This is a genomic window from Peribacillus simplex NBRC 15720 = DSM 1321 (assembly GCF_002243645.1).
Taxonomy (GTDB): domain Bacteria; phylum Bacillota; class Bacilli; order Bacillales; family DSM-1321; genus Peribacillus; species Peribacillus simplex.
On record NZ_CP017704.1, the window covers coordinates 3,214,710 to 3,228,532 of the forward strand.

Below are 13,823 nucleotides of genomic sequence, written 5' to 3' on the forward strand. Positions count from 1 at the left end.
GCGATTAATATGACATACAATCAAATACCAAAAGCACAAGGGCTCTACCATCCTGAATTTGAACATGATGCATGTGGGATCGGTTTATACGCTCATTTAAAAGGGCTTGCTACACATGACATCGTCAAACAAGGACTGAATATGCTGTGCCAATTAGATCATCGCGGCGGACAGGGCAGCGATCCCCTTACAGGAGATGGCGCAGGATTAATGGTGCAGATTCCTGATGAATATTTCAGGCTGGCATGCCCGGAAATGAACTTGCCGGCAAAAGGACGCTATGGTGTAGGCATGCTCTTTTTCTCTAACAATGATGATGAACGGAATGAAATTGAAGCTCGTTTGAATGCATTTATCGAACAAGAGGGCCAAACGCTATTAGGCTGGAGAACGGTTCCTGTTGATGCAACGAAAATCGGGGAGGTCGGCAAGGAGACATGTCCGACGATCCGCCAAGTATTCATCGGGGCCAGCGATGAGATGACCGATGATTTAGCTTTTGAGCGTAAATTGTTCATTATCAGAAAACAAGCTGAAAACTGGGCTCGTGAACGCGGCAATCGTTTTTATTTTGCCAGCCTTTCAAGTGCTACGATCGTATACAAAGGATTGTTGACGCCAGAGCAGGTGGATGCTTTTTATCTTGACCTTCAACAGGAGTCTTTCGTTTCGGCTTTCGCTTTAGTGCATTCCCGCTTCAGCACGAATACTTTTCCTAGTTGGGAACGGGCACATCCTAACCGTTACCTGATCCATAATGGCGAAATCAATACGCTTAGAGGTAATGTGAATTGGATGAAAGCTCGTGAGCAGCAGTTTGTTTCTGAAGCATTCGGGGATGACCTGAAAAAAGTCCTGCCTATTCTGGATATAGACGGCAGTGATTCCTCGATTCTTGATAATGCACTTGAATTCTTCGTGCTTGCCGGGCGTAAACCGGCACATGCGGCGATGATGCTCATTCCTGAACCATGGACGGAAAATCCGCATATGACGAAGGAAAAGAAGGCATTTTACGAATATCATAGCATGCTCATGGAGCCATGGGATGGTCCGACGGCCATATCCTTTACGAATGGCAAGCAAATCGGTGCCATCCTGGATCGAAATGGTTTGAGGCCGGCAAGGTATTATGTGACAAAAGATGATTACATCATTTTCTCCTCTGAAGTCGGCGTGATCGATGTGGAGCCGGAGAATGTATTATATAAAGATCGTTTAAGCCCAGGCAGAATGCTTTTAATAGATTTAGAGGAAGGCCGTATTGTTTCCGATGAAGAGATCAAGTCGGAAATGGCTCAGGAAAATCCTTACCAGCAATGGCTGGACGAACAGCTTGTTCAATTAAGTGACGAAGAACCTGTGCTCGAAGGGGAGCCATTGAGTGATTTGTTATTCAGGCAAAAAGCGTTCGGATACACGTATGAAGATGTCCAAAAATATTTACTGCCGGTCATTAATGAAGGCAAAGATCCACTGGGCAGCATGGGGAATGACATTCCGTTAGCGGTCTTATCAGATCGCCCGCAATCGCTTTTCAATTATTTCAAGCAATCCTTTGCACAGGTAACCAATCCGCCAATCGATTCGCTTCGTGAACAGATCGTCACGTCAACGATGACATTTCTGGGTGCGGAAGGAGATTTGCTGAAACCGGATGAAACGAATAGCCGCCGCATTCAATTGGATTCACCTGTTTTGACGCCAGGTCAAATGCAGCAGTTGAAAGAAAATGCCTATCCTGAATTCAGGAGCAAAGTCATTCACACTTTATTTTCAGAAGATTTAGAGAGCGAACTCAATCGCATCTGCCGTGAAGCGGAACAAGCGATCGCTGATGGTGTCAGCCTTTTGATTTTATCTGACAAGGATATGAGCAAAGAAAAAGCTGCGATTCCTTCCCTGCTGGCTGCGAGCGCCCTTCATCAAGAGCTAATCCGTCATGGGAACCGTACGAAAGTGAGCATTATCGTTGAATCGGGGGAAACAAGGGAAGTCCATCATTATGCGTCCCTAATCGGGTATGGAGTGGATGCGATTTACCCGTACCTTGCTTATGAAACATATAAGCAGGCGGTATTGGAAGGCAGTTTGGCCATCAGCTACGAAGAAACGGTAAGGAAATATGTACGCTCGTTGACAGAAGGCATCGTAAAAGTGATGTCGAAAATGGGGATTTCAACGATTCAAAGTTATCGCGGCGCACAAATTTTCGAAGCGGTCGGAATCGGTGCTGAAGTGATCGAGCGCTATTTCAGCGGTACGGCATCGCAGCTTAGTGGGATCGATTTGGTAACGATCGCAGATGAAGCGTTGATTCGCCATAGGAAAGCTGCAGCCGATTCCCTTGACCAAACTCTTGAAAGCGGAAGTGATTTTCAATGGAGAAAAACAGGGGAACATCATGCTTTCAATCCTAAAACGATCCATACACTGCAATGGGCCTGCCGGAAAGGCGATTATAATTTATTTAAGCAATATTCAAACTTGGCGAATGAAGAGAGACTCGGGTTTTTACGGAATTTATTCTCGTTCGATCAAAAACGCCAAAGCATTTCCATAGATGAAGTGGAATCCGTGGAATCCATCGTCAGCCGATTCAAAACGGGTGCGATGTCATTCGGTTCATTGAGTCAGGAAGCACATGAAACATTAGCGATTGCGATGAACCGTTTAGGCGGAAAAAGCAATAGCGGTGAAGGCGGGGAGCATCCTAGCCGTTACCAACTGGATGAAAACGGCGATGACCGCCGCAGCGGAATTAAACAAATTGCGTCCGGTCGTTTTGGAGTGAAAAGCCATTACCTTGTTAATGCCGATGAACTTCAAATCAAAATGGCGCAAGGTGCAAAGCCGGGTGAAGGCGGCCAGCTGCCTGGAAACAAAGTATATCCTTGGGTCGCAGAGGTCCGTGGTTCCACACCAGGTGTCGGCCTGATTTCACCGCCTCCGCATCATGATATCTATTCGATTGAAGATCTGGCACAGCTGATCCATGATTTGAAAAATGCGAACCGTGATGCCAGGATCAGCGTCAAGCTTGTGTCAAAAGCAGGCGTAGGCACAATTGCGGCCGGTGTGGCCAAAGGAGCCGCAGATGTCATTGTTATCAGCGGGTATGATGGCGGTACGGGTGCATCACCAAAAACGAGTATCAAACATACAGGTCTTCCTTGGGAGCTGGGCCTTGCCGAAGCACATCAAACATTGATGCTGAATGGCCTGCGCAGCCGTGTAGTCCTTGAAACGGATGGAAAGTTAATGACGGGACGCGATGTGGTCATGGCAGCTATCCTTGGAGCGGAAGAATTCGGCTTTGCTACAGCACCGCTTGTGGTCCTTGGCTGTGTCATGATGCGTGCTTGCCATTTGGATACATGTCCAGTCGGGGTAGCTACTCAAAACCCTGAGCTTCGCAGCAAATTCACTGGAGACCCTGATCATGTCGTGAATTTCATGCGCTTCATCGCTGAGGAAGTGCGGGAAACGATGGCTGAGCTTGGTTTTAGAACACTGGAAGAAATGGTCGGCCGCACTGATGTTTTACAAGTGAGCGAGCGGGCACAAAACCATTGGAAAGCGAAGCATCTGGACTTGACGACACTTCTTTTCCAACCGGAGGGGATACGTACGTATCAACTTCCTCAAAACCATAAAATTGAAGAATCCTTGGATATACGTGAGATTTTACCAGTTGTGGAGCCTGCTTTAAATGATCAAACCCAGGTGGATGTCAGCTTCCCGATTACAAACGTGAACCGTGTGGTCGGAACGATTGTCGGCAGTGAAGTATCCAAACGCTATGGGGAAGAGGGGTTGCCTGAAGATACGATCACACTTCGTTTTACGGGATCGGCGGGCCAGAGCTTCGGTGCGTTCATTCCAAAAGGGATGTCGATGTATTTGACAGGTGATGTCAATGACTATGTTGGGAAAGGCTTATCTGGCGGAAAGATCATTGTCACGGCACCTGCTGGCAATCAGATTGAGGCTGGGGACAATGTAATTGCCGGAAATATCGCCTTATACGGTGCAACAAGCGGCGAGGCCTACATTAATGGCCGTGCGGGAGAACGATTCGCAGTACGGAACAGTGGAGTCAATGTCGTCGTTGAAGGAATTGGAGATCATGGCTGTGAGTATATGACAGGCGGACGCGTGGTCATCCTGGGCGACGTCGGCAAAAACTTTGCGGCAGGCATGTCAGGCGGCATCGCTTATGTACTTGCTGATGATGCAGAAGAATTCAAGGCATTATGCAATGGCGAAATGATAGAATTCGAGACGCTTGAGAATATGGATGATGCAAACGAGGTAAAAGAAATGCTTTACAGCCACCTTCATTATACAGAGAGTGCCAAAGCATCGTATGTACTGGAGAACTGGGAGGATTTCGCTAAAAAATTCGTAAAAGTCATTCCGAAAGATTACAAACGGATGATGAAAAGCATCAATGAGCAGAAGCGTGCAGGACTAACGGATGAAGAAGCAATCATGAGTGCGTTTCAAGCAAATGCCGTTCAAGATAAAAAAATCACTAAACAAGCTGTGATGCAGTAAGGAAGGGGAGAGAAAGATGGGAAAAGCAACAGGATTTATGGATTATCCGCGAGAAAAACCAAAAGACCGGAATCCTCTCACTCGTTTAAGCGACTGGAGAGAATATACAGCTCCTTTCTCTGATGAAAAGTTAAGTACACAGGGAGCGCGGTGTATGGACTGCGCCACCCCTTTCTGCCATATGGGCATGGAATTGAACCGGGTAACGACAGGCTGTCCGATTCATAATCTGATCCCGGAGTGGAATGATTTGGTATACCGCGGCAGATGGAAAGAAGCATTGGACCGTTTATCGAAAACGAATAATTTCCCTGAATTCACCGGGCGCGTCTGCCCGGCCCCTTGTGAAGGGTCTTGTACGGTGGCGATAAGCGATCCTGCCGTTACCATCAAGAACATTGAACGGACCATCATCGATAAAGGATTTGAAAATGGCTGGATCACGCCTCGCATCCCTGAAAGCAGGACCGGCAAGAAAATTGCCATCATCGGTTCAGGCCCGGCAGGATTGGCGAGTGCCGACCAGTTGAATCAAGCAGGTCATTCGGTCACGGTTTATGAGCGCTCAGACCGTGCAGGCGGGCTGTTGACATACGGCATCCCGAACATGAAACTTGAAAAAGATGTCGTTGCACGCCGAATCAAATTATTGACCCAGGAAGGCATCGACTTCATTACCAATACAGAAGTAGGCAAAGATATTTCAGCTGAAGAACTGCAAGATCAATATGATGCAGTCATCCTTTGCACAGGTGCCCAAAAGCAGCGTGACCTGAAAATTGAAGGACGTGAAGCAACAGGCATTCACCTTGCAATGGATTACTTGACGACTTCGACTAAAAGCCTGTTGGACTCCAATTTTGAAGACGGCAAGTTTTTAGACACTAAGGGGAAGGACGTCATCGTCATCGGCGGCGGGGATACAGGAGCTGACTGTGTCGCGACTGCCCTTCGCCAGGAATGTAAGAGCGTCGTACAATTCGGGAAGCATCCAATCCTTCCGACGGCCCGTACATCCGATAATATGTGGCCAGCCTACCCGAATGTTTTTTCCCTTGATTATGCGTATGAAGAAGCGGAAGCGAAATTCGGTGCAGATCCGCGTCAATATTCAATCCAAACAAAAAAAATCGTAGCCGATGAAAATGGCAACGTTAAAGAACTGCACACAATCTCAATGGAAAAAATCAAAGGCGATGACGGAATGTACATTTTCAGGGAAGTTCCAGGAACTGAAAAAGTATGGCCTGCACAATTCGTTTTCATCGCAATCGGATTTGAAGGAACGGAAATGCCGCTATTAACTCAATTTGGCGTAGAAACAGTCAATCAAAAAATTGATGCCGTTTATGGCGAGTACAGAACGAATGTCGAAGGAGTTTTCGCTGCCGGAGATGCAAGGAGAGGGCAAAGCCTCATCGTTTGGGCAATCAATGAAGGCCGTGAAGTAGCGCGGGAAGTTGACCGCTACTTGATGGGCGCAACGGTATTGCCTTAATTATTTTAAATAAAGAAGTGCCATAATGGTGCTTCTTTTTTTGTGATGGGAAATGTGGTACTCACGAGTAAATGCCCGGAATTCACGAGTAAAATGGCTAAACTCACGAGTTTGAAACTCACGAGTAAACGGTCGAAACTCACGATTAAACGCCGAAACACACGAGTAAAGATACCTTGCTAAAGAAGAGGGACGTCAAGGATTGATGGTATACAAATTAGGCGAGCAGTATATAAATACTGTTCGCCTAATTTACTAGTTTCTATAGTCAGCTTCTTGAAGAACACCAAGGGATGTGTGATTCAGTGCATGGACAGCTGCTATTATTTTTTCTGTCTCTACTTCATCTCCTACGGCTTTATGCAATTTTTCTTTTAGCTGGGATTTTGTTAATGGATTTCCAGGACTTCCTTTAGGTGTATCGATTCGTTTCGAAAGTACATCCCCATTCGTTGTGGTCACGGTCACAATTGTAAATCGTCCCACTGGGAGTGCTGCTTTGGAAGGCTTGATCGTTGCATCCGTCTCTCTATTTACTTTTTGAAAGGATTCTCTCCATGAATGGGGAATAGGTTTCGATTCAAAAGAAGCAAAGGTCAGGGGTTTGCCTGTTAGTGCGAGCCATACAATATACTCAATCGAAAATCTTCCTTCTTCACCAGTCGATGGGTTATGGTGGATCAAAGCGGAATCACCATTTGGAGGAAAGCAAACACTCACCGACTCAATATCATCTTCCGACAAATCATACGTCTTATGTAAAAAGACAGCTGCATCAGCGCCATGTGCCGCAGCAGAACAAAAAGGGTACTGTTTAAACCATAATCCTGGTGTTACTATCCGCCATGTCTTTCCCCAGTTCACCGTCAAATCTGGAACTCTATTTTCTGCATATACCTCAAAGAAACCATTCTTATCGTTCAAAAAGTCGGGGTTGCTATGTAAACCCATCCGAATCCAATCGGCGGAGTCCACAGCGTTTTTAGCAGCAATCCCTACATGGAGCGGCTTTACCACAGTACCAAATTGGAGTCGTAAACCCGCCGATTGGGTAGCGGCAAGACTCATGGTTTCAGCTATTAAGCGTGGTGAGTATTCCCGTAAATAGGCAACCGCACCAGCTGCAGCTATTACGCCAAGTGTAGCTGTATTATGCCAACCTTTTGTATAATGATAGGGATTCATAGCCTCTCCAAACCGAGCCATGATCTCCACACCAACCACATAGGCAGCTAAAAAGCGTTTCCCGGACATTTCAGGTTCTCCAACTGCTAATAAAGCAGACAAGATGACTGCGCTTGGATGACCTCGTACATCTGAATGTACATCATCATAATCTAGTAAATGGGCTTGAAAGCCATTGAAGAGTGCTGCTTGGGATCTTGTTGCATGTATGTGACTTCCAATCAAGTAACTCGTCCCATTTCCGCCTTCTTCCAAAATGATTTGCTTTAAAATCGTAATTTCCTTTTCGGATTTTGTTTGATAGGAAACAGCAAGATAATCAAGAAGTCCTTCGATTGCAGCCTGTAATACTACTTCATTTACCAACGGAGTGGAATGATAAATCATTTCAGATAACCTTTCCGTGTTCATGCACTTCACTTCCTTATTTGCCTGGCAGATCCGTCCGTTTCATCTCCCATTTGCCGTAAAAAACGCTGGGTTCGCGGATTAAGGGAATGCTCAATAACTTGTTCTGGGGTGCCTTGTTCGATAATATGTCCATCTGCCATGAATATGACATGGTCAGCAACTTCCTTCGCAAATTGCATTTCGTGCGTCACGATCACCATTGTGGTATCCTCTTTCGCTAACTCCCGTATTACTTGTAAAACCTCATTAACCAATTCGGGATCTAGAGCGGAGGTAGGCTCATCAAATAGAATGGCATGTGGTTTTACAGCTAATGCTCTAGCGATGCTAACACGCTGCTGTTGTCCACCAGATAAGGTAGCGGGGTATTGGTTGGCTTGTTTTTCTAAGCCAACCCGTTTCAATAAATCCACGCCGATTTGAATGGCTTCCTCTTTTTTCATCTTTTTGCTGACAAGCAATGCTTCAATCACGTTCTTTAAAGCTGTTTTATTTTTAAAAAGGTTATAGTGTTGGAATACCATCGCTGTTTGCTGTCTTAATTGGTACGCGTCTCTCTCTTTATATTTTTGGGTATCCAATTTTACATCCTTGATTTCGATGGTGCCGCTGTTGGGCTTTTCCAACAAGTTCAGACAGCGTAATAACGTTGATTTTCCAGAACCGGATGGCCCAATAATGGCGACAACTTCCCCGGTTCTTATATCCAAGTTAATATCGTTCAATACTTGTTTATCATCAAAATATTTGGTTAAGTTTCTTACTTTTATCATATGATCACCTTCTAAGTGGTTTGCTGAGCCAAATCTCCAGATATTTTTGTATCCAAGAATAAAGAATAACCAATAGCCAGTAAATCAAGCCAACCACCAAATACGTCTCGAAAAAGCGCATGTTAGCGGATGCAATCATTTTCCCCTCTGCAAATAGTTCCGTAATTCCTAATGTAAAGGCAAGGGACGTTTCTTTAATCAAAGATATAAACGTATTCCCTGTTGCTGGCAATGCATTTAAAGCAGCTTGTGGTAAAATGATTCGCGAGTAAATCTGCACTCTTTTCATGCCAGTTGCAAGGCCAGCTTCCATCTGACCTTTGTCCACGGAATTCAATCCAGCTCGGAAAATTTCTGCTAAATAAGAGGATTCTTTCAAACTAAATCCAATGATCGCCGCCGTGATTGCTTCCATCGTTGACAACGACGGGAATAACTGTGGTAAACCGTAGTAAATGATGAATAATTGTACCAATGTTGGCATTCCTCGAAATAAAGAGATATATAAGCCTGCCAAATGGGTGATTCCAAAAATATTACTATTTCTTATTAAGGCTACTACAAGTCCGATAATAATGGCTAAAACCATCGATATGATGGCTAAAACCAGAGTGATTGGAATAAATTTTGCGATTTGTAGGGAAATTTCCAACATATATTGTAAATCAAAATTCATAATGCTTTAAAACCTCCGCTATGCTTATTCGCCGGAATTCGTGGTGATATCTTCACCAAAATATTTATTGGAAAGCTTCGCTAATGTACCATCTTCTTTAAGTTTTTTTATTTCTGTCGTGAATTCTTCATTTAATTTTTTACCTTTTTCTGTTTTGGGAAATGGATATCCTACATTTTCATAGGCCACTGGATCACCGACTAGTTTTAACGGAAGATCATTTTTCTTTATTTCTGCAACTAGGATTGGGCGGGAATTGATATATCCATCTACACGGTTGTTAATGGCATCTTGCATTGCGCCATCCCGAGTTTCATAGGTTCGTATTTTGATATCGCCGTTTTTATCATATTTTTCTAGGTTTGCAACGTTATTAGACCCCAACACACCGGAAACGGTTTTGCCTTTAAGATCATCCAAACTTTTAATATCATTGTTTTTTGTGCTTGATACAATTTGTGCACCATAATAACTATATGGCTCTGTAAAATTAAATTGCTCTTGTCGTTCTGTTGTAATGGCAACGGCATTCGCAACGGTGTCCAATTTACCTGATCCCAATTGCCCCATTATCCCACTGAAATCAGAAGTGACCCACTCTACCTTGTATCCTAAATCCTTAGCGATGCGTTCTGTAAGTTCTACGTCAAAACCTGTTAATTTACCATCCTCTTGATAACCATTTGGGTAGCTTTGGCCAGTTGACCCCACTTTGATTGTTTTTTGTTCGGAATCTTTAGCCGTATCCTCTTGTTTTGAATTGCCACATGCTGCAAGTACTAATATGAAAAGTAAAGAGAGTCCAAGGGAAAGTATTTTTTTCATCGTTATTTTCCTCCTATTTTTAAATAGTTTGATTATATTTTTCAGTCCAAGCTTGATATTGTTCCGGTTGCAAGATTTTCCTCAAATATATCGTGAGATGACCTTTGCCTAAATCTTTTTGACCTATCTCTTCAAATCCACTTTTTTCGTACATTTCTTTTAGCCATGGATGATTATCCGCGGTTCCGAGTGTAACCGCGGGGGCTCTCAGCTGCTTCTTCAAAATTTCTTCTTCGAGCCATGACAGAACCTTTTTCCCTATGCCTTGACGCTTGTATGCAGGGTTAGTAGCGAACCAGCCTATGTGCGGCAATACGAGCGGGCCAGGATTGGGGCCCCACGGTAACCGAATCGATACGGTGGAAATAAATGTCCCATTTTCCTCCAGAACATATACCTTATTTTCGGATATGTGCTTAATTGCTTCCTCTCTCGTGGCCGTTGCCGCAGAGAAGTGAATATCCAACTCTCTTATACTCGCATAAGCATCCAATGTTAAATGAAGGAATTTATCCACATCTTCTTCACGTACTTCACGAAATATTTGACTCATCTTGCGCCTCCTATACACTAATTCTTCTTCGGTTGGGTGATTCTGTCCTTGAGTTAAAGCTTATGAGAATATTGGTTGACCGGTTTATCCAGGCCAAGATTCCCTCGTAATGTGTTACTTTCATATTTCGTACGGAAAATTCCTTTTGATTGCAGTTCAGGGACAACAAGATCAACAAAATCCGTTAAAGAATCAGGCAAGAGGGCTGGCATAATATTAAAGCCGTCAGCTGCATTTCCATTCACCCAATCTTCAATCTTATCCGCAATCTGCGTTGGTGTTCCAATTGCGATATGATGTCCACGTGATCCTGCAACCCACTGATATGTCTGACGTAACGTCAAATTTTCATTGGTCGCCCGTTTAACGATCAAATCATATTTACTTTGGATGCTATCTACATTATTTGGTAACGAAATATCAGCAAACGGTGTATCCAAAGGGATATTTGAAAAATCCACATTTCCAAAATACCTTCCCATAACAGCCAATCCTATTTCGGGAATGATCAGCTCCTGCAATGCCTCGTACTTTTCTTGGGCTTCCTTCTCAGTCTGTCCCACAATCGGGAACAAACCTGGCATAATACTCAAGCTGCTTTTCTCCCGATTAAAAGTGGCCAAATGACCTTTTAACTCATGGTAAAATGAAACCGCGTCCTCCTTGTTCTCCTGGGCGGTAAAGACAATCTCTGCGTGCTTTGCTGCAAGCAATTGACCATCGCCAGAAGAACCTGCTTGTACAATGACCGGATGCCCCTGAGGTGAGCGAGAAATATTTAATGGTCCTTTTACAGAGAAAAACTCACCTTGATGATTGATTTCATGAAACTTGCTTTCATCAATGAATTGGCCTGTTTCTTTATCGATAACCAACGTATCGTCTTCCCATGAGTCCCATAATTTCTTGGTAACTTCAACAAATTCAGTCGCCCTTTTATAACGGAGACTATGTTCTAAATGTTCAGATTTATTGAAGTTTACTGCAGTGGAGGCAAGGGACGTTGTGACTACGTTCCATCCAGCACGGCCGGAGGTAATATGGTCTAAAGAAGCAAATTTTCTAGCAACATTAAAGGGTTCTTCGTAGGTGGTGGAGGCCGTTGAAACCAAACCAATATTGGAAGTCGCCGAGGCTAGATAAGATAACAAAGTCAATGGCTCGAATCGAGTCAGAATATTAGGATGCGAGTCCTTTGCAACTGACAAACTATCTGCCAAGAATAATAAATCAAATAAACCTTTTTCGGCAGTCTGCGCCAACCCCTTAAAATAATCGATGTCCATATTTGCTTTCGGATTGGCGTTAGGATGTCTCCAAGAAGCAACGTGATGTCCTGTTCCGGCCAAAAATACACCCAGTTTTACTGTTTTCTTTTTCATATGTCAAATGCTCCTTTGTGTCTTCACTTTTAAACGCAGGGGATGTATAATAGTATATCCTTACTGGTTTACTATGAATTAATGTTAAAATAAAACCCGCTTCCAGTTTAGAAGAGGGTTCCTTCCGACCAATGTGTATGTATGTCTTTACTTATTTTCTACTATAGAAATTTAATCCTTTTTTGTATTGATACGTTACTATAATATAGTAAATTACTTCACATGGTAGCATCTTGTATAATAAATTGTCAATGCTGAATATTCGAAATAAACACTTTTCATTTCAGGGAATTCATAGTTATGATGCTTGCGATGCGACTTAAATTAGAACTCATGCTTTACACGTTTATCAAATAGCTTATTTGATAGCTGTTTCATTTGATATTGCTTGGATAGCTTTCGTTCTTTAATATTCGGATTTTTAAGGAGATGGACAACCGGTGACTAAAAGCAATGTAGAATTGGAAAATTATCTATTGGAATTCAGACGTGATCTTCATATGACACCTGAATTATCAAATCAAGAATTTGAAACGACTAAAAAAATTAAAGAAGCGCTTCAATCTCAAAATATTAAGATCCTTGATTTTTCATTAAAAACTGGTGTCGTAGCTGAGATAAAAGGCAGCAAGCCGGGACCTACGATAGCACTTCGCTCCGATATTGATGCTTTACCAATTTTGGAGCAATCTGAGGTGGATTTTCCTTCAACGCATGTCGGCGTGATGCATGCATGTGGTCATGATTTTCACACTTCTGTCATTTTGGGGACTGCTTTTTTATTGAAAAAAGAAGAAAGAGATCTGTCCGGAACGATTCGGTTGATATTTCAACCTGCGGAGGAAACGGGACATGGTGCAAGTGCTTTAATGGAAACCGGTGTGTTGGATGATGTGGATGTGATTTTTGGTCTTCATAATGATCCGACATTGAAAGTTGGGGAGCTAGGGACAAAACATGGAGCACTGACAGCGGGAGTCGATCGCTTTGAAGTGCATGTTAAAGCAACTGGCTCACATGCGGCCAAACCGGAAGAGGGAAATGATCCGATTATCATAACAGGACATATTATCTCAACGTTGCAAACCATCATCAGCCGAAATGTGGCGCCAAAAGAGTCCGCGGTTTTGAGCATCACTCAAATTCATAGTGGCTCAACATGGAATGTTATCCCAGATAGTGCATATTTGGAAGGAACCGTCCGCACCTTCAGTAAAACTCAACGAGAGTTCATTCAGAAACGTATGAAACAAGTCCTGCACGGTATAAGCGAAACATTCAATGCAAATGTTGAATTATCATGGCATCCAGGCCCCCCATCAGTTGATAATACTCCTGAATGGGCAGATTTGGCGCTTCAGGTTGGAGACACAGCAGGTTACACGACAAAAACGTTAGAAGCTAGCTCCATAGGGGAAGACTTCGCTTTTTACCAAGAAAAAATACCAGGTGCTTTCGTGATGATAGGTTCAGGCGGTCCGTATGACCTGCATCACCCTAAGTTTATAGTAGATGAAACGGCACTTTTTCCAGCGGCTTCTTATTTCCGCTTATTGGCTTTAGAAGCGTTAAAAAAAATCCCTAAATGAAATATTAGAAGAGGAGAAGGGCCGATCATTTACGAGGAAAATAGGCATCATGTTGGTGCTGCATTAAAAACGAAGTCAGGAAAAATCGTTGCTGCCGTACATATTGAAGCATATATTGGCGGATAACCGTATGTGCAGAAGCCATTGCAATTGGGAAGGTGACATCGGACGGCGAAAAGGGATTTGAGACAATCGTGGCGGTTAAGCATCCCTATTCCGATAATGAAGACAGTGCTTTAAAAGTGGTTAGCCTGTGTGGAATGTGTCGGGAATTAATCTCGGATTATGCAAAAGACTGCTTTGTCATACTGACTGTTTATGGGGAAGGGTCAAGGTGAAAATCGGTGAATGACTTCCGTATAAATACACGA

At 43.5% G+C, this 13,823-nt stretch carries 9 protein-coding genes; 3 read left to right on the forward strand and 6 right to left on the reverse strand.

Features of this window, described 5'->3' with window-relative positions; translation table 11 throughout:
* Window positions 1-9 precede the first annotated feature (9 nt).
* Window positions 10-4,560 carry a glutamate synthase large subunit gene (gene gltB / locus BS1321_RS15510; protein ID WP_063234901.1) on the forward strand — a complete coding sequence of 1,517 codons (4,551 nt, stop codon included), beginning with the start codon at window positions 10-12 and terminating at the stop codon, window positions 4,558-4,560.
* Between the two features lie 16 nt (window positions 4,561-4,576).
* Entirely contained in the window at window positions 4,577-6,058 is a 1,482-nt protein-coding gene (locus tag BS1321_RS15515; RefSeq protein ID WP_063234902.1) for a glutamate synthase subunit beta, read from the forward strand.
* Window positions 6,059-6,313: 255 nt separating this feature from the next.
* Here BS1321_RS15515 and BS1321_RS15520 read toward each other — a convergent pair whose 3' ends face one another.
* From BS1321_RS15520 to BS1321_RS15545, 6 genes are read right to left on the reverse strand one after another with little or no spacing between them, the layout of a single operon-like run.
* On the reverse strand, window positions 6,314-7,654 hold the full coding sequence (locus BS1321_RS15520) for an MmgE/PrpD family protein (RefSeq protein ID WP_063234903.1): 1,341 nt from the start codon (window positions 7,652-7,654) through the stop codon (window positions 6,314-6,316).
* 5 nt (window positions 7,655-7,659) lie between these two features.
* On the reverse strand, window positions 7,660-8,427 hold the full coding sequence (locus BS1321_RS15525) for an amino acid ABC transporter ATP-binding protein (RefSeq protein WP_063234904.1): 768 nt from the start codon (window positions 8,425-8,427) through the stop codon (window positions 7,660-7,662).
* A gap of 4 nt (window positions 8,428-8,431) precedes the next feature.
* A complete protein-coding gene (locus BS1321_RS15530; protein ID WP_063234905.1) occupies window positions 8,432-9,103 on the reverse strand; it encodes an amino acid ABC transporter permease in 672 nt (223 codons plus the stop codon).
* 24 nt (window positions 9,104-9,127) lie between these two features.
* Window positions 9,128-9,928, reverse strand: coding sequence for an amino acid ABC transporter substrate-binding protein (locus BS1321_RS15535; protein WP_063234906.1), 801 nt, complete (start codon window positions 9,926-9,928; stop codon window positions 9,128-9,130).
* A 19-nt stretch (window positions 9,929-9,947) separates the two neighbouring features.
* On the reverse strand, window positions 9,948-10,481 hold the full coding sequence (locus tag BS1321_RS15540) for a GNAT family N-acetyltransferase (protein WP_063234907.1): 534 nt from the start codon (window positions 10,479-10,481) through the stop codon (window positions 9,948-9,950).
* 53 nt (window positions 10,482-10,534) lie between these two features.
* Window positions 10,535-11,863 (reverse strand): LLM class flavin-dependent oxidoreductase, encoded by a 1,329-nt coding sequence (locus BS1321_RS15545; protein WP_063234908.1) that lies wholly within the window; start codon window positions 11,861-11,863, stop codon window positions 10,535-10,537.
* 500 nt (window positions 11,864-12,363) lie between these two features.
* On the opposite strand from BS1321_RS15545, the gene BS1321_RS15550 reads away from it, so the two are divergent.
* On the forward strand, window positions 12,364-13,452 hold the full coding sequence (locus BS1321_RS15550; protein ID WP_081113025.1) for an amidohydrolase: 1,089 nt from the start codon (window positions 12,364-12,366) through the stop codon (window positions 13,450-13,452).
* Window positions 13,453-13,823: the final 371 nt, after the last annotated feature.